This window comes from Candidatus Thiodiazotropha sp. AKAK2 (assembly GCF_058244685.1).
On the sequence record NZ_JBSYOP010000036.1, the window covers coordinates 227,215 to 243,699 of the forward strand.

General features: G+C 54.4%; 16 protein-coding genes. 6 read left to right on the forward strand and 10 right to left on the reverse strand.

The genetic code is table 11. The features are described from left to right. Positions 1–295: 295 nt before the first annotated feature. The gene (locus AC4IE8_RS19090; protein ID WP_490791744.1) at positions 296–682 is read right to left on the reverse strand and encodes a hypothetical protein; all 387 of its coding nucleotides are present in this window, start codon (positions 680–682) and stop codon (positions 296–298) included. A 27-nt stretch (positions 683–709) separates the two neighbouring features. Beyond that, positions 710–1,618 carry a selenium metabolism-associated LysR family transcriptional regulator gene (locus tag AC4IE8_RS19095; protein WP_068987888.1) on the reverse strand — a complete coding sequence of 303 codons (909 nt, stop codon included), beginning with the start codon at positions 1,616–1,618 and terminating at the stop codon, positions 710–712. Positions 1,619–1,973: 355 nt separating this feature from the next. On the opposite strand from AC4IE8_RS19095, the gene AC4IE8_RS19100 reads away from it, so the two are divergent. Further along, complete coding sequence (locus AC4IE8_RS19100) at positions 1,974–3,251, forward strand: OmpP1/FadL family transporter (RefSeq protein WP_068987887.1); 1,278 nt, start codon at positions 1,974–1,976, stop codon at positions 3,249–3,251. Positions 3,252–3,513: 262 nt separating this feature from the next. Here AC4IE8_RS19100 and dsrE2 read toward each other — a convergent pair whose 3' ends face one another. From dsrE2 to AC4IE8_RS19115, 3 genes are all read right to left on the reverse strand, one after another. Then, positions 3,514–3,996 carry a sulfur carrier protein DsrE2 gene (gene dsrE2 / locus AC4IE8_RS19105; RefSeq protein ID WP_068987886.1) on the reverse strand — a complete coding sequence of 161 codons (483 nt, stop codon included), beginning with the start codon at positions 3,994–3,996 and terminating at the stop codon, positions 3,514–3,516. 50 nt (positions 3,997–4,046) lie between these two features. Further along, the gene (locus tag AC4IE8_RS19110) at positions 4,047–4,277 is read right to left on the reverse strand and encodes a sulfurtransferase TusA family protein (RefSeq protein WP_068987885.1); all 231 of its coding nucleotides are present in this window, start codon (positions 4,275–4,277) and stop codon (positions 4,047–4,049) included. 188 nt (positions 4,278–4,465) lie between these two features. After that, complete coding sequence (locus tag AC4IE8_RS19115) at positions 4,466–4,792, reverse strand: rhodanese-like domain-containing protein (protein WP_068987884.1); 327 nt, start codon at positions 4,790–4,792, stop codon at positions 4,466–4,468. Positions 4,793–4,970: 178 nt separating this feature from the next. On the opposite strand from AC4IE8_RS19115, the gene cysG reads away from it, so the two are divergent. Beyond that, entirely contained in the window at positions 4,971–6,395 is a 1,425-nt protein-coding gene (gene cysG, locus AC4IE8_RS19120) for a siroheme synthase CysG (RefSeq protein WP_068987883.1), read from the forward strand. Positions 6,396–6,589: 194 nt separating this feature from the next. On the opposite strand, the gene AC4IE8_RS19125 is transcribed toward cysG, so the two are convergent. From AC4IE8_RS19125 to AC4IE8_RS19145, 5 genes are all read right to left on the reverse strand, one after another. Further along, a complete protein-coding gene (locus tag AC4IE8_RS19125; protein WP_068987882.1) occupies positions 6,590–7,060 on the reverse strand; it encodes a rhodanese-like domain-containing protein in 471 nt (156 codons plus the stop codon). A gap of 10 nt (positions 7,061–7,070) precedes the next feature. After that, positions 7,071–7,715 (reverse strand): response regulator, encoded by a 645-nt coding sequence (locus AC4IE8_RS19130; RefSeq protein WP_068987881.1) that lies wholly within the window; start codon positions 7,713–7,715, stop codon positions 7,071–7,073. Between the two features lie 128 nt (positions 7,716–7,843). Next, positions 7,844–9,499, reverse strand: a complete 1,656-nt coding sequence (locus AC4IE8_RS19135) for an ATP-binding protein (protein ID WP_490791745.1) — start codon at positions 9,497–9,499, stop codon at positions 7,844–7,846. A gap of 102 nt (positions 9,500–9,601) precedes the next feature. Then, a complete protein-coding gene (locus AC4IE8_RS19140; RefSeq protein ID WP_490791746.1) occupies positions 9,602–10,750 on the reverse strand; it encodes a tRNA nucleotidyltransferase/poly(A) polymerase-related protein in 1,149 nt (382 codons plus the stop codon). Further along, positions 10,750–12,558, reverse strand: a complete 1,809-nt coding sequence (locus AC4IE8_RS19145; RefSeq protein WP_490791747.1) for an ABCB family ABC transporter ATP-binding protein/permease — start codon at positions 12,556–12,558, stop codon at positions 10,750–10,752. The genes AC4IE8_RS19140 and AC4IE8_RS19145 overlap by 1 nt, the downstream gene beginning before the upstream one ends. A 256-nt stretch (positions 12,559–12,814) precedes the next feature. On the opposite strand from AC4IE8_RS19145, the gene AC4IE8_RS19150 reads away from it, so the two are divergent. From AC4IE8_RS19150 to AC4IE8_RS19165, 4 genes are all read left to right on the forward strand, one after another. Continuing rightward, positions 12,815–13,171 carry a S24 family peptidase gene (locus AC4IE8_RS19150; RefSeq protein ID WP_068987878.1) on the forward strand — a complete coding sequence of 119 codons (357 nt, stop codon included), beginning with the start codon at positions 12,815–12,817 and terminating at the stop codon, positions 13,169–13,171. Between the two features lie 4 nt (positions 13,172–13,175). Next, the gene (locus AC4IE8_RS19155; RefSeq protein ID WP_068987877.1) at positions 13,176–14,231 is read left to right on the forward strand and encodes an efflux RND transporter periplasmic adaptor subunit; all 1,056 of its coding nucleotides are present in this window, start codon (positions 13,176–13,178) and stop codon (positions 14,229–14,231) included. Between the two features lie 256 nt (positions 14,232–14,487). After that, a complete protein-coding gene (locus AC4IE8_RS19160; protein WP_068987876.1) occupies positions 14,488–14,721 on the forward strand; it encodes an ATP-binding protein in 234 nt (77 codons plus the stop codon). 635 nt (positions 14,722–15,356) lie between these two features. Next, complete coding sequence (locus AC4IE8_RS19165) at positions 15,357–16,484, forward strand: NAD(P)/FAD-dependent oxidoreductase (protein WP_490791748.1); 1,128 nt, start codon at positions 15,357–15,359, stop codon at positions 16,482–16,484. The last annotated feature ends 1 nt before the right edge of the window (position 16,485 follow it).

A 16,485-nucleotide genomic window follows, 5' to 3' on the forward strand; every position in this document is an offset into this window, starting at 1 on the left:
AATCCAATACGTCCTGCTGGGTCTGTTTTTGTGCCCAGCAAGGCAGAATGAGCGTCGTGTCGTCATTCTACATGAGTGAATGATAACGCCGCTGGGCGCAAAAACAGACCCAGCCCTTCGGGTTGCGCCTGAAAAAGCGCCACTCGGCGTTGCTCGTCGCTCATTTAGAATAACCAAACTACACTCCTCGCGCCTTGATTGGCGCTTTTTCAGGCACAACAGGACGTATTGGATTCGTGTTAACAGGCCCTAGTTAACCCGACGACTCACTCTATCGCTTTCAGCCCGCGGGTAGTTATGACTCGCTCAGATAGTTTTGATAGTGCTTTTTAAACAGCGCTTCCAAATCATCGATCACTTCCACGGCGGTTCTACCCTGCATGACATGGGAGGTCATCAGGGACGAGGTCTCATCCAGCAACTGATCCCGTTCAAGCATAAAGTAGCTCTCGGAGAGACGCTTGATCGCTTTCACCACGGACTCATCCGCAGGCCGTTCGAGCTGTTTTGGTTCCAGGGGCGAGCTTCGATCAACAGACACGGCCTCCTGAGAGGGTCGTTGTGACAGAAACTCAGCAAACGCCAACAGGGAGTCCCGATCACTCGGCGCAATCCGCTCAAAGAGGTCTAGCAGCCGCTGCTGCTCAGGATCGAGCTTTTGCTGTTTGGGTACAATATGCACCGATACCAACCTCGTTGCAGTTAGAGCCTACAACTGCTCTTCAGCATGATCCTCACAATAGCCACGAGCAAATTCGAGCAGCTCTTCCATGGCCCGCAGGCGAAATTTTTGCTTCTGATGGACAAATGAGAATGGACGCTCCATTGCCGGCGCCAGATTGATCGCCCTCAGGGTATCCAGCTTCAACTCTTTCTGGATGGTCGCCCGGGAGACCACCGAGACACCCATACCCGCTTCCACGGCGCCTTTTACCGCTTCCGGACTACCCAGCTCCATGTAGATATTGAGTGTCGAGTCGGCACAATTATTATCCAGATACTCGTTGATCACTTCACGGGTACCCGAACCCTCTTCCCGGCAGATAAAGGGGTACTCCAGCAACTCCTCTATCGCCACGGTCTCCTGATTCGCCAGGTCATGGTTGGGCGGTACGATGGCCACCAATTGATCATTACGGCAAACTTCAACCACCAGATTCTTGTTACCGACCGGCGCCTCCACGACTCCCAGGTCGATATTGTTGTTCTCCACCATGGAGACAATCCCTTCGGAGTTTGAAACCCGCAGATGGATCGTCACCTCCGGATAACGTGTACCGAAATCGCCCAGTAACGAGGGCAGCATGTACTCTGCGATGGTGGTACTGGCACCAATGGTCAATGCACCACGGATCTCTCCGGTCATCTCCCTGACAGAGTTCTCCATATCCGCATACAGGTCGAAAATGCGATCGGCGTAACTGAATACCCGCTCCCCAGCCTCGGTCAGGCTGATCCGGTTGTGGGTTCTGTCGAACAATCGGGTATTGAAATACTCTTCCAGTTGCCGCACCTGAAAGGTTACTGCCGGCTGGGTCATATGCAAGGTCTCAGCCGCCTTGGTAAAGCTTAAAAGACGCGCAACTGTATGAAAAACCTGTAATCTACGATCCGCCATGTGTCTATGATGTCCGATCAGTTGTTCTTTGTATGGATAAACAACTTTTATACCACAAACAGCTAGCTTTAGGGAGCGCTGAGTCACTTTTCCTTTTTTCCCGCAGACAGGTTATGGTAATTTCTGCTCGGGCCTGTTCGCACATTTAACTGATCTTCAGTTTGACTGAACTTGCCGATGGATGATAAATGGTCTGATCAGGAATAGAATCGCACCAGACTCAACCAGGACCTAAGAATAAATTTAGGAACCTCTGAATAAATCTGAGCCGAACAGATTGTCGGTTCATGACTTGTTCAGAGGTTCCTTAAGCAAGGCCGGTCTGGACATAACAACAGAAAGGTGGAGGATCCGCATGCACCATAAAAATAAGTTTCAAGCCACAACCCTGGCAGTCGCCTGCAGTTCGGCCCTGTTGATGGCCAGCTCTGGGGTACAGGCCTCAGGCTTCGCCATTCCGGAGCTGAGCATCGCAGGCACGGCCACATCCAACGCGCTGGTCGCAAATCACGAAATCCTGGGAGCCATCCCCTATAACCCGGCCGCCATGTCCTTTCACGAAGGCAGTTCCGTCTCTTTGGGAACCAACCTGGTGCTACCCGACCTGAGCGTCGATACCGGATCAGGAACGGTCGACAGCGAAGGCAACGAACTGGTTGCCGTACCGGCCATATCCGCACACGACACCCTCAACGAGGAGTGGTCCCTGGGTATTTCAGTCAATGCCCCCTTCGGTCTGGAGACCGACTGGGAGACGGATACCTACAGTGATCAATATCCGTTGGGTTCATTCATGCCCACACAGACCAAGCTTGAGATCGTCGCCTTCAGCCCCAGCGCCTCCTACAAACTCAACGATCAGGCCGCTCTGGCAATCGGTGTTGACTACTACTGGATGCGGGAAGTGCTGTTCAACAGCGTTCTCAACGATGGCGGCACCTATCCGGGCTTTAATCTGGAAGGTGACGGCCAGGGTGTCGGTTTCAACCTGGGCGGCCTGTTGGTGGTGGATAGCTGGAGTTTCGGTCTGAACTACCACTCCAGTTCGAAGATCAAAGCGGAAGGCACCCTGGATGATGACGTCGGCGTTCTGCCCTCGACCCTCTCAGACGAGGTCACTGCGACCCTTGAGCTGCCTTGGCGACTGCAGGTTGGGGCTCGCTATGAAGCCACTGAAAAGCTGGCGATCGAATTTGACTACACCCGTACCGGCTGGAACAAGTTCGATACCCTGGAAGTCAAAAATGAGCAGTTCGGCTCCAACATTTTTACCAGTGTCAACGACTTCGACAATGCCTCCGCCTACCGTCTAGGCGTGACCTATGACTTCTCCAAGGCGACCCAGTTGAGGATTGGCTACACCTACGACGAAACCCCACAGAAAGAAGACTATTTCAGTCCGCGGGTGCCTGATGCGGATCGTCAGCTGTACAGCCTGGGCGTTGGACACACCATCGATGATGGCTGGACATTCGATGTGGCCTATATGTATGTGGACTTCGACAAACGGACCATCAACAGCGACAAAGCCGCCGTTGTGGGTGAGGAGTTGAACGGCACCACCGCTGTGAACGGCACCTACGACTCCAGTGTGCATCTGTTCGGTCTCGGCGTGACCAAGACCTTCATGTAGAAGATCTGACGATCCATAATTCGGGTGCGGGTGATTGCCGCACCCCTTTTTATCCATTTAAATTCAGTTTTAACTCTGAACAGCCCCGTTCAATACGAGCCAGAGCGGCTACCCGGTCGATACATTTTGTGGATGCTTGCGGTGATTGGCCGGCATTAGCGGCTTGTGAAAGCTTAGCCGCTGGCAACCCCAGTGTGGCTTTTTCAAGCGCAAAAAAAACGCCGCCCTTGTGGGGCGGCGCCGTGACTGCATTTACTCAGGGTTAAATGTAAAGGCAGATATCGCTAGTACCCGCGAATTCGAAGAATCTGGCGGCACCGGCGTATTCGATACCGTCGATGAATTCAGAGGTATTCATCTCGAACAGATCCACTGTCATTTGACAGGCGATCAGCTTGACTTCGGCTTCCTGACAAAGCTCACGCAGCTCAGCCAGGTCGGCAACGCCTTTTGAAGCCATCTTTTTCTTCATCATGCTGGTCATCATGCCCTGCATGCCTGGCAGCGCCAGACCGACCACAGGAAACCACTTGTCCATACCCATCGGCATCGGCATACCGGGATTGCCCAGCGGGGTCACTTCCAGATCCAGATCCTTTTTCAGGAGCTGCAGACCGTAGAAAGTGAAGAAGATCTCGGTTTCGTAACCCAGTGCAGCGGCTGTTGAGGCCAGGATAAATGGCGGATAGGCCCAGTCTAAAGAGCCTTTAGTCGCAATTATCGCTAACTTTTTTTCGTCTGACATTGCTTCGTCTCCAATTAAGTCCCTAATGGGATTGGCAAACTGATCGCTGATCAGGCCTTTTTGATGAGGAATTCAAACTTACCGCCAACTTCCTTGGATTCCATCAGCTCATTACCCGTCTGATTGGCGAAGGCTTCGAAATCCTTAACTGAGCCTGGATCAGTTGCAATGATGTGCAGAACTTTACCGGACTCCATACCATTCAGGGTTTTTTTCGCACGCAGAATCGGCAGGGGACAGTTGAGTCCGCTTGCGTCCAGTTCTTGATCAAAATCTGCCATGGTATGACCTCCAGCTTTTTAAATTGTGTGTGTGTATCGTTTTTGGGTAAAAATCAGACGGACCTTTATATGACAAGCGACTTACAAACGCAAGCTTCTGTCCGCTCCAATCCCCTCCAAAACCGCAGACCCGGAACCAATTCCGGCCTGCCTGTAAATCTTTTCAACCTGATCCGGAACGGTTGGCCTCAGCTGGCCAGCCTGGTCTCCAGACGATAACCCGATCTCGCCCAACCCAGAATGCCGCCGCGTAGATTGACTGCGTTGTCGAAGCCCTGCTGCGCCAGATAGGCACATGCGTGGTAGGAACGCGCTCCACTGTGGCAGTAGAGGATCAGATCCTTGTCTTTTGGCAGCTCGGACATGCGAACAGGAATCAGATGCATCGGAATATGCTCGGCATCCGGTAACACCCCCTGCGCCAGTTCACCGGCACTACGGATGTCCAGTAGCAGAAAATCACCGTCTTTGGCCATGCGGGCCTCAAGATCGGAAGCGTCTATTTCCTTTATCATCACGTTCGGGCAGCCTCAATATCTCTAAAAACAGAGTTAATTAGTATATTAATGTGTTTAAATATTGCAAGTTTGATTAGCCGCCTAAAGCCTGGCTTTTTTAATGTGATTGACTCATGCTAGAGTCTCGCAATGGCAAAACCTTGAACAACAAACACTTATTAACCGGTTGTATTTTATGGAATTTTTCCCAATATTCCTGAACATCAGAAACAAATCATGCCTGGTGGTAGGCGGCGGTGCAGTCGCTGAAAGAAAAATCTCACTACTGCTCAAATCCGCGGCGGATGTGGTTCTGGTCTCCCCTGAATTGACCCACGATCTGATCACTTGGCGGGATATGGGGCGCCTCAATCACCAGGCGAGGGGCTTCCAGGATGAGGATATCAACGACCGTCATCTGGTGATTGCCGCCACCGACGATCCACAACTCAATCGGCATATAGCCGAGCTGGCCCACGCCAAGCGTATTCCCGTCAATGTGGTGGACCAGCCTGAATTGTGCAGTTTCATCGTCCCCTCGATCATCGACCGCTCACCGGTGGTGGCCGCCGTCTCAACCGGTGGGGCATCGCCAGTACTGGCGCGTCTGATCCGCTCCAGACTGGAATCCCTGATCCCTGCCGGTTATGGCCGCCTAGCGAACCTGTGCAACCGCTTTCGCCAACGGGTCAAGGACCATTTCAACAATCCGGAGGACCGGCGCCTGTTTTGGGACCGGGTACTGGAGGGGGGTGTTGCCGAGCGGGTCTTTTCCGGTCACGATGAGGAGGCGGATCAGCTGATGGAGCGTCTTCTGGCGGATCCCCGTCTGGACCAGGAGATGGGTGAGGTCTACCTGGTCGGCGCCGGACCGGGGGATCCGGACCTGCTGACCTTCCGTGCATTGCGTCTGATGCAGCAGGCGGACGTGGTGGTCTACGACCGGCTGGTGGCAAAACCGATTCTCGAGATGACCCGTCACGACGCGGAGCATGTCTATGTGGGCAAAGAGCGCGACAAGCACGCCATGCGCCAGGAAGAGATCAACAAGCTGCTGGCCAGTCTCGCCAAACAGGGAAAGCGGGTATTGCGGCTGAAGGGGGGGGATCCCTTTATATTCGGCCGTGGTGGCGAGGAGATCGATACCCTGGCCGCTGAAGGGGTGCCGTTTCAGGTGATTCCGGGAATCACCGCTGCGGCGGGCTGCGCCACCTACTCCGGAATTCCGCTCACCCATCGGGACTACGCCCAGTCAGTCACCTTCGTCACCGGCCATCTGAAAGACGGCAGCATGAACCTGAACTGGGATATGCTGGCGCAACCGAACCAGACCGTGGTTTTCTACATGGGGCTGGTTGGCCTACCGGTGATCTGTCGGGAACTGCAGGCTCATGGTGTGTCCGGCGACATGCCGATCGCCCTGATCCAGCAGGGCACGACCCATATGCAGCGTGTCTTCACCGGCACCCTGGAGAATATCCTGGAGACAGTGGAACGGGAACGCCCCAAGCCTCCTACACTGATCATTGTCGGCCACGTAGTCGAACTGCATGAGAAGCTGGCCTGGTTCGAGACGCCACCCCATTCCGAGCAGGGCGCCACTTCACCGGTAGATTTTTAAGCCGCAAATGGACGCATAGCCAATTATTTGCCTTAAGTTGTGGTGATTGGTGTGTATTTGCGGTTAATCAACAACTCAGACTCTTAGCCGCACCACAAGCAGTATTTGGTGGGGCAAGGCCCCACCCTACTGTTGATTTCTGGGTATAGGGTGCCCCCACCTTAATCCCCTCCCATTCGCGGTTAAACACAATCTCAGGCCGGTTTGGGACTCAGCTGATCTTCCCGCAGATTGGGGGTGAAGTAGTCATCCGCATCGTCGATGTCCACCGACTCACCCTCGGCATTCACCAGCGGTTGCTCAAAGTCGTTCCAGCCCCGCAGGCCGGTCTTCAGTGAGACCACGTTTTCGAAACCGAGCATCTTCATGGAGAAGGCGGCCAGCACACTGCGATAGCCGGAGCGGCACACCACAACCACCTCCCGCTGGCGTGCCTTGACCAGTTCGGGAATGGTCTCTTCATAGTCCCACTCACAGGCCGATTCAAGTATCCCGCGGGGCGCAAGAACCGAGTTCTCGATATGCATCGCGTCATACTCATAGGGCTCCCTGACATCCACAATAAGTAACTTAGGATTTGCCTCCAACCGCTCTTCCAGGTCCCAGGGCATGATCTCTTGCACATCCCCCAGACAATCACTGATCAGGTTTAAAAAATTTTTCATTATAAAAAGCCTACCCTCTTGAACAGAGGTTTTGTTCTACGGCAATCACCGCGGCTTCAACCCGTGAATGGACCTCAAGTTTTCTAAGGATCGCTTTAACATGAAGCTTCACGGTACCGTCGGAGATTCCCAGGTTTCGCGCTATCACTTTGTTGCTTTGACCATCCGCGAGGTGACACAGAATCTCCCGCTCCCGGGGAGTCAGATCATCCAGCGAAGAGGTAGGCGCACTGCTGCTGGGTTGCTCCCCCTGTACCGCCTTGGCCAGAATCCCAGTCAACTCGTTGGCGACCACAGTTTGACCTTTGGTGATCTGTTGCAGGGCATCGATCAACTCGTCGGGTTCCATATCTTTCAGCAGATAGCCTTGCGCGCCGTTCTGCAGGGCTTCGATGACATCCGTCTCCTCGCGGCTGGTGGTCAGCATACTGATTGGCATCTGAGGATAGTGTTTGCGCAGCACACTCAGTACTTCGGTACCGGTCATGTCCGGCATCCGCATATCCAACAGCACCACATCCGGTCGTTCATGGGCCACTGTTTCGATGCCTTTAAGACAGTCGCCTATGGCGATCACATCAATACCACGCCGCTCCAGCAGTTCCTGCAGACCAATTCGAAACAGAGCATGGTCATCTATTACCAGTACCCGCATTTTTTCACCTCTGTGGACGCGTACATCTGTTGTTAAGGGCTACTGCCATTCGCGCTGAGATGCGCTTTGCCCTGAACGCTGACAGACCAACCGAACCCGGCAATATCATGGTGTAAGGAGAAGGCGTATCATTTTGCACTACGAATCACCAATTCAACCCGGGTTCCTTCACCAGGCTCGCTCTCAATCGATAACTCACCATCCACCCGTCGAGCACGCTCCTCCATGATTGACAGGCCGATGTGCTCGCCCGGATTACCCTTCGGCGCCGCACCCTCGAAACCGACACCATCATCCTCAACCAGGATAAGATACTGCCCTGGACTTCGACATCGTAACAGCACTCGAACAGTATGGGCATTGGCATGTTTACGGATATTGGCCAAAGATTCCTGGACAATCCGCAATGCCTGCATCTCCTGTGTGGTATCCAGATCGGTCTTCAGGCAGTCCGGCTGAAAGAAGGCGTGGATCGACGTCTCCTGATTGAAACGCTCCACCAATTTACCCAAGGCGGGAATCAGACCTCGCTGATCCATCGGTGCACGAAAACTGTTGATCAACTCACGCAACTCATCATGCGCCTCATCAAGACCGTTGTGGATACGCCTGGCCTCCTGTTCGGCCGTCATCGACACCGACTCATTCTGCAGCGTCTCTTCCAGCATACGTACCTGGAAGCGTAGACTGGCCAGGGTCTGCGCCAGTGAATCGTGCAGTTCATGGGCCAGGGAGGTTCGCTCCTCAACAATCGACAATCGGCGCGCCTCCGAATCGGAGCGCTGCTTGGCTACTGCCATACCCAGATGACTGCCGATGGTATTGAGAATATCCAGCACATCCTCTCGCCCATCATAGATGCCCGGCCTATCCACATAGAGATGATAAAAGCCCAGCACATCACCGTGATACCACATCGGCACAGAGACCCGCTCAACCTCATCCGCGCCGAACATCCGGCGTCCGTTTCGCTGAGTGCAGAGCTTCGGATTCTGATTGCAGAGAATATCACCGGGGGAGAGGGTGATACCGCACTGACAGAGCTTGATCGGCAACAACTGCTGCTCATTGTAGAGCTGGCCATCCAGGTCGATGCAACCCACCTGCCTCACCTTGTCATCCGGCAGCACCAGATGGACCGTCGCAGAGCGGGCGTTGACCATGCGTTTGAAGATCCCCATATACTCCAGCAGCAGCTCATCCAGATTCTCCGACTGGTTGATGCCAGCCGCCACATCATAGAGTACCCGCAAATTGGTGGTTTTCTGCGCCAGGCGCAGAGTCTGCCGGGCCACGCGGACCTCCATATCCTCATAGATATCGGTCAGCTCCTCGCTGAGACTGTCGATGTCCCGCGCCATGCCGCTTAACACACCACTCGGTTCAAATGGCTTTTTGCTGGAGACAGGCTCACCCTGGCAGACCTGGTTGACTGTCTGCTCCAGTGAAGAGAGTGGGCGCAACAGCTGACTGCGCAGGCGGATCAGTACCAGCACCAGGGAAAACAGCGCAAAGGCGACACCGAGCAGCAGGACCACCTGTAGCGAAGAGCGCCCACCGGTCTCACCGATCAGAAACAGCACCGCGCCCAGGGATACGGTCAGACTCAATCCCAGGAACAGGATCGGCAGCAGCAGGTTACCGGTAAACAGAATCCGCAGACTTGGCCAGTGCTTGCGATCGATGAAGCTCTCCAGCCAGGTCAACCACCGGTGCAACGAGCCGGAAACCTCCCCGGGACCGGGCAGTGACTCATTGGAGGTTGTTTTCTGTTCCGCTTGCATATTGCGACTCTACCATGAACCCGAAAAGCGGGTCAGTTACCCGTTTAATTTAGCAATCTCTGAACAGCTCCGAACAATCCCGTCTGGCGGCAGGCAGGCGATTCATGAGTTGTTTTGTGGCGGCTTGAGTTGTTGAAGATAGTCGAGCCGCCAGCGACGGATCGCATCCCCCAGGGCTTTGCCCTGCAACTCGGACGCCGCCAGCTGCTCTGGAAGGGGCGCCAACAGCGCCTCTCGGGTGGCAGTCAGGCTGGGCTTCAAGCAGACCATATGCTCTGGCCAAAGTGCCTCTGCCGCCAGTAACAGCCCCTCGAATCTTTGTGGTTGTTGCCTGGGTTTGAGTCGGGTAACCAGATCGAACAGGCGCTCACTGCCCACCTCGTTTGTTTGGACAGAAGATAACTGCAGAAGATCACTGATCAACTGTCCGCTGCGCTTGTCGAGACGGATTTTATCCAGCCAGACGGCCAGATCAGGCTGATTCTGTGCGCTGTAAAACAATGCCACCGCAGCACGAATCAGTGGATCATCACTGACAGGGACAATCCGCTTCAACGCCGACACCATGCCCCCGGTTGTCTGAGCCCCATGCCCTGCGGATTCGCTGCCCATGATTTCAGCCACTTCGGGTATTAGCTTCTGCAGTGCACCGCAGCACTGTAAAACCTCAAAAAAGCGCCAGGGCTGGGGCTCTCCCATGGCGCGATTCATCTCTTTCAGCACGCGCTCAGCGGACAGGGTCTCCAGCTCGGCAGTCGTTGCCATCTTCTTCATCAAGGCATGGGTGCCATGAGCCACCCGAAATCCCCAGCATCCCAGCTTTGCCGCAAAACGGGCGATACGCAGCAGACGCAGAGGATCCTCGCTGAAGGCTGGTGTGATATGGCGCAACAAACCCTCCTGCAGATCCCTCTGTCCCTCACAGACATCGATCACACCACCCGATTCATCCATCGCCAAGGCATTGATGGTCAGATCGCGACGCAGTAGATCCTGCTCCAGGGTCACCTCGGGTCCATAGCTGAGTTCAAAACCCTTGTACCCGGGTGCCGCCTTCACTTCGGTCCGGGCCAGGGCGTACTCTTCACCGCTCTCGGGATGGAGAAACACCGGAAAATAACGATCAGCACGACGGTACCCCTGGGCCAGCATCTCTTCCGGTGTGGCACCGACCACCACCCAATCCCGTTCGTTATAAGGCAGCTCCAACAACTGATCCCGTACCGCACCGCCGACCAGATAGACTTTCATTACGCCTCCTGATCAGAGCCAAGCTGCTGCTGCTTCTGCTGCAACTGCCACATCTGATGGTAGCGCCCCTGCTGCTGCAGAAGCTGGGGATGGGTCCCCTGCTCCACAATCCGCCCCTGATCCATCACCAGAATACGATCCGCATCGATCACCGTTGAAAGACGATGGGCGATTACCAGTGTGGTGTGATTTCTGGCCACCTCCCTCAGCGTCTCCTGAATCGACTGTTCTGTCTTGGTGTCCAGTGAGGATGTCGCCTCATCGAAGACCAGGATCTGCGGCCGTTTCAACATCGCCCTGGCAATCGCAACCCGCTGTTTCTCACCGCCGGAGAGTTTCAATCCGCGCTCTCCCACCACGGTCTGGTAACCATCAGGCAACTGATCAATGAAATCTGCAATATGTGCGATACGGGCCGCCTCTTCGATCTCCTGTTGAGAGGCGTTGGGATTACCATAAGCCAGGTTGTAGAGAATACTCTCGTTGAACAGCACGGTATCCTGGGGGACGATGCCGATGGCGGCACGAAGCGACTCCCGTGTCAGCTGGCGGATATCCTGACCATCCACAGTGATCACACCGGCGGTCACATCATAGAAGCGGAACAGCAGACGGGAGAGGGTCGACTTGCCGGCGCCACTGTGACCGACCACCGCCAGCTTCTCGCCCGCTTTGAGGGTAAAATTCACATCGTGCAGGATCTGCCGCTCCGGCTGATAGGCAAAATCGACCTGCTCAAAACGCACTTCCCCACCCTGCAGTTTCAACCGTTCGGCATCTTCCGCATCGGCGATCTCCGGCTGTTGTTCCAGCAGTTTGAAGATCAGATCCATGTCCGCCAATGAGTATTTGATCTGCCGATAGACAATACCGAGAAAATTGAGCGGTATGAACAGCTGCAGCATGAACGTGTTCACCAGCACTAGGTCACCGATCGACATGGTGCCTTCGACCACCCCGTCGGCGGCATAGATCATGATGATCGCCACACCCACCGCGATAATGCCCCCCTGGCCGAAATTGAGCAGTGACATGGAGGTCTGGCTCTTCACCGCATTATCTTCCCAATCCGCCAGGGTATCGTCGAAGCGACGCAGCTCAAGCTTCTCATTGCCGAAGTACTTCACCGTCTCGTAATTGATCAGACTGTCGAACGCCTGACTGTTGGCCTCCGAATCGAGACGGTTCATGATGTGGCGATACTCCATCCGCCACTCGGTGATCGCCAGGGTGAATCCCACATAGACGATCACGGTGCCGAAGGTCACCAAAGCAAACTTGATGTCATACTGGGTCAGCAGCACCGCAGCCACCAGGGAGAACTCCACCACCATCGGCAGAATGCTGAAAACCATGTAGTTCAGAATGGTACTGACGGAACGGGTGCCCCGCTCCAAATCCCGGCTGATCGCGCCGGTCTGACGCTCCAGATGAAAACGCAACGACAGATCGTGCAGATGGGTCAGTACCTTGCTGGAAAGATTCCGCATCGCCCGGTAGCGTACCCGGGCAAAGATGGCGTCCCGCAATTCATTGAACAGGGAGCTGGCGAGCCTCAACACCCCGTATCCGATCAACAGGAACAGGGGCAGCACCAGTACCGTATGGACCGACTTTTCGAGACTGTCGACAATCTCCTTGAGCACCAGGGGAATGCCCACATTGGCCATTTTCGCAAACACCAGACAACCCAGGGCAAACAGCGCGCGACCACGATACTCCCAAAGAAAGGGCAACATGCTTTTCAGATTGTGCAGATCCCGCCGATCGGTGTGGACCCGGCTCTGGGATGAAATATGGTGGACCATGCCAGCAACAGTGGTTAGATAAAAACGGCATATTATCGGAATTTACCCAATCGTGCGCGACGTATCACTCGCATGATTTAAAACCATACTCTTTACAAGTCGATCCCATTCATGCGGGGATAAATCACCGATAAACATGGTCTGTGATAAGGATTGAGGCAGGTTAAAAAAATGCACTGACTGGCTGAACGCGATATATTCTGCGGCTCAGCGGGATGACCGACTACTTTGAATCAGCACTATAGTGTGAACACAGATGAGTAAAGATTGCAGTTATAACGAACTCTACCCCCTCCAGGTGCTGGATGACAGCATGGAACCGGAATTCCCGGAAAAGTGCATCATCGTCATCGAGCCGTCCGAAGTCTGTGCCACGGGAGCCTTTGTCGTCGCAGAGACCCAGGGGGATCGTTGGTTCAGACAGTATATTGCCGACAGCGGCACAACCAAGCGACTGGTAGCCCTCAACAGTGACTATCCTGAGATTCAGCTGAAAGAGGGTGAATACAAGATCGTCGGGGTCGTGGTGCAAAGAAATATTGGCCGGGACATCAAGCACTACCACCCCTATGTACCGGGTGGCAAGCCACCAAAAACCATCCCCGCCAACTGATCTGATGCTTCCCCCCTCCTTCCGGCTCTTATCGGTACTGTTCCTGGGGTTACTCCTAACTGCCTGCAGTCAGCAGAAGCCGGCGGGTAAGCCGGCCTCCGACAAAACGAATAAAAAAAGCCCCCATCTGGTTGCCATTGAACAGATATCACTGAAATCCCTGGGGCTCAGTCATCAACGCAACGGGACCTTAAAAGCACGCCAGTCTGTACGCATCTTCAATCAGGAGGAGGGACGTATCACCGCCCTACCCCATTATGAGGGGGACCGGATTGAACAGGGAGAAGCCCTGGTCGGGCTGGAGGATGATCTACTGAAGGCGGAATTGGCAAAGGCCGCCGCCACCAGCCGGCAGATGCAGACCAATCTACAGCGGCTGGAGAAGCTGGCCAAGCGCAATGCGGTTTCAGATGATGAACTGGCCCGCGCCCGTACTGACCTGAATGTGGCGAAAGCCGAACAGAGACTGCTGCAGACCCGCCTGGGCTACACTCGCATCACAGCCCCCTTCAGCGGCGTGGTCAGCCAGCGCCTGGCGGAACCCGGGGATGTGGTACCCCGCCATACCCATCTGATGACCTTAATCGATCCGCAGTCACTGGTAACCCGGATTCTGGTCTCTGATCTGCTGCTACCTCAGCTGGCGCTTAACGATCAGGTTTCAGTACGCATCGACGGACTGGGTAGCGAGGCCTATCCCGGCAAGATTGTACGCATCCACCCGGAACTGGATGAGAATACCCGCATGGGTATAGTCGAAGTGGCGCTGGAGCCGGTTCCTCCAGGCGCCCGTCCTGGGCAGTTCTGCCGGATCACCATCAACAGTGCCAATCAGCCAAGACTGACCATACCGTTCAACGCCTTACAGAGAGACACCAAAGGCGAGTACGTCTTTCTGTTGGAGCAGGATCAGACCACCAGTCGTAGAGCGGTAACCACCGGCGTGAGGATTGCTGGCCGGCTGGAGATTCTCAGCGGCCTCAAACCGGGGGAAGCAATCGTCACACGGGGTTTTCTAGGTTTGAAAACCGGCATCAAGGTCGATCCTGTCAATAATTGAGTCAAACCCCACGCTAACCTCCCAGAAAGAGATCGCTACTGATTTTTTCCCCATTCAGACTATCCTCATAGTGAGGAACGCAAAAAAACAATCTAGCGCCTGTTAACACCAATCCAATTGACCTAGTGGACCACACGGTAAATAAGGTCACGATCGGCCGACCCAATAGTACGGCTGATGGTCAGGGAGGCCGGAACAACCCGCAACTTACAATAACCACCAGAGTTTAAAATCTGTTGTATCAAGGAGAGAAACCATGAATATCGATCTTGCAGACGTCACACTGCATGTAGATGAGACCCTGGACTCCGATGGACTGGCGGATCTGGAAAATGCCTTTCGCAGTCGGGAAGGCGTGGTCTCAGTGCATGTTGATAAAAAACGTCCCCACCTGTTCGTCCTCGAATACAATCCGGAGATGGTCAACAGCAAGGACCTGCTCTCCATCACTCAGTATCAGGGACTGCATGCTGAACTGATCGGTCTTTAAGCCACCACCAAACAGCAACGATCCACCCCGTGCATTCTCTATGCCCGGGGTGGATCGAAAATCCCGACTCAAACAGACTGAACATACCTTTTTAATCCGCCAGCTGACTTGGATCTGTTAACACGAATCCAATGCACCCTATTGTGTCTGAATAAGTGCCAATCAAGGCGCGAGAAGCGTAGATTGGTTATTCCAAATGAGTAACGAGCAACGGTTCGCAGCGCTTTTTCAGGCACAACCCCTCCTATGAATAATCTAAAGAGGGGGCTGGGGCTGTTTTTGCGCCCAGCGGGGTTACCATTCGCTCATGTAGAATAACTGCACCACGCTCATTCTGCTTTACTGAGCACAATAACAGACGCAGCAGTGTGTATTGGATTCGAGTTAACAGGCCCTCGAACAGCAAAACCACCATCTATTGACGTAGCAGGTATGACCCTCTAGTGTACTTTCTCTAAAAACAAGATTCGTACCGGTATCCTCAGATGCTGGAAAAGAGCACAGAACCATCCAGGATTTCTATATTCAAGGGGCGGTAGCTAAGGCCTGTTTACACCCTGTTTGGGGGTTATTTGGCAACCAGCCACCCAGGTGTGCGCAACACCGAAGCAAGATCATTGACGGGGAGTATCGAGATGCAGAAAGTGACGATTGTGGGGAGTGGCTTCGCTGCCCTGACTGCGGTAAAAACCCTACGCGCAAAGAGCAGCTCTGCAGAAATAACCGTTGTCAGTCCAAAAGCGGAGTTTCATTACCTGCCCGGTTCGATATGGATTCCCTCCAGAATTCGTGAACCCAGGGATCTGATCATCCCACTGCAACCTTTTTTCAAACGCATGCGGGTCAATCACGTTGCCGGCACAGCAACCGGGCTGAGTGAAGACGGCCGTCAACTGGAGACCACGGCAGGTCCGATTGAAAATGATGGCCTGATCATCGCGTCAGGCGGCCGGTTTATCAAGAAACTGCCCGGTATCGAAAATGCCATCACTCCATGTGAGGGTATCGATGAGACCTTAAAGATCAGGCATCGACTGAGCGAGATGGATGGCGGCACCATTGCATTCGGCTTCGCCGGTAACCCCAAGGAACCGAGTGCAATGCGGGGTGGCCCGATGTTCGAATTCCTGTTTGGCATCGACCGGCAACTGCGCCTGGAAAAACGTCGTGATCGATTCAAACTGGTCTTTTTCACCCCGGCGGAGAATCCCGGTCAGAGACTGGGCCCGAAAGCGGTCACCGGACTGGTCAGCGAGATGAAAAAACGGGACATCGAGACCCATCTCGGAAATAAGATGGTCAAGTTCACCTCTGGCGGAGTAGAGACTGAAGGGGGGCAGTTCGATGCCGACCTGATTCTTTTCATGCCGGGTATGACCGGAAACCAGTGGTTCGACAACACCAGCCTTCCCCGCTCACCCGGCGGTCTGATCAAAGCCGACGCCCAATGCCGGGTTGAGGGCATGGAGCGGGTTTATGTTGCGGGCGACTCGGGCAGTTTTCCCGGCCCGGACTGGATGCCGAAACAGGCCCATATGGCTGACCTGCAAGCCGAGGCTGCCGCCAAAAACCTCTACGCCGACTGGCAGGGTATGCCCGCAGAAGAGACCTTTAAAGTGGAACTGGTCTGTATCGTCGACAGCCAGAACAGCGGCATGCTGGTCGCACGAACCATGAAAAGAAATATTGTGATGCCGAACATGCGCCTGTTCCATTGGCTGAAAAGACTTTTTGAATGGTGGTATCTGCGCCAATACCGCTGAT

Bases quoted from the DNA above. Each gene is read 5' to 3' on its own strand.
- AC4IE8_RS19095 (WP_068987888.1), bottom strand. From the start codon at position 1,618: ATGGCGGATCGTAGATTACAGGTTTTTCATACAGTTGCGCGTCTTTTA.
- AC4IE8_RS19100 (WP_068987887.1), top strand. From the start codon at position 1,974: ATGCACCATAAAAATAAGTTTCAAGCCACAACCCTGGCAGTCGCCTGC.
- dsrE2 (WP_068987886.1), bottom strand. From the start codon at position 3,996: ATGTCAGACGAAAAAAAGTTAGCGATAATTGCGACTAAAGGCTCTTTA.
- AC4IE8_RS19110 (WP_068987885.1), bottom strand. From the start codon at position 4,277: ATGGCAGATTTTGATCAAGAACTGGACGCAAGCGGACTCAACTGTCCC.
- AC4IE8_RS19115 (WP_068987884.1), bottom strand. From the start codon at position 4,792: ATGATAAAGGAAATAGACGCTTCCGATCTTGAGGCCCGCATGGCCAAA.
- cysG (WP_068987883.1), top strand. From the start codon at position 4,971: ATGGAATTTTTCCCAATATTCCTGAACATCAGAAACAAATCATGCCTG.
- AC4IE8_RS19125 (WP_068987882.1), bottom strand. From the start codon at position 7,060: ATGAAAAATTTTTTAAACCTGATCAGTGATTGTCTGGGGGATGTGCAA.
- AC4IE8_RS19130 (WP_068987881.1), bottom strand. From the start codon at position 7,715: ATGCGGGTACTGGTAATAGATGACCATGCTCTGTTTCGAATTGGTCTG.
- AC4IE8_RS19135 (WP_490791745.1), bottom strand. From the start codon at position 9,499: ATGCAAGCGGAACAGAAAACAACCTCCAATGAGTCACTGCCCGGTCCC.
- AC4IE8_RS19140 (WP_490791746.1), bottom strand. From the start codon at position 10,750: ATGAAAGTCTATCTGGTCGGCGGTGCGGTACGGGATCAGTTGTTGGAG.
- AC4IE8_RS19145 (WP_490791747.1), bottom strand. From the start codon at position 12,558: ATGGTCCACCATATTTCATCCCAGAGCCGGGTCCACACCGATCGGCGG.
- AC4IE8_RS19150 (WP_068987878.1), top strand. From the start codon at position 12,815: ATGAGTAAAGATTGCAGTTATAACGAACTCTACCCCCTCCAGGTGCTG.
- AC4IE8_RS19155 (WP_068987877.1), top strand. From the start codon at position 13,176: ATGCTTCCCCCCTCCTTCCGGCTCTTATCGGTACTGTTCCTGGGGTTA.
- AC4IE8_RS19160 (WP_068987876.1), top strand. From the start codon at position 14,488: ATGAATATCGATCTTGCAGACGTCACACTGCATGTAGATGAGACCCTG.
- AC4IE8_RS19165 (WP_490791748.1), top strand. From the start codon at position 15,357: ATGCAGAAAGTGACGATTGTGGGGAGTGGCTTCGCTGCCCTGACTGCG.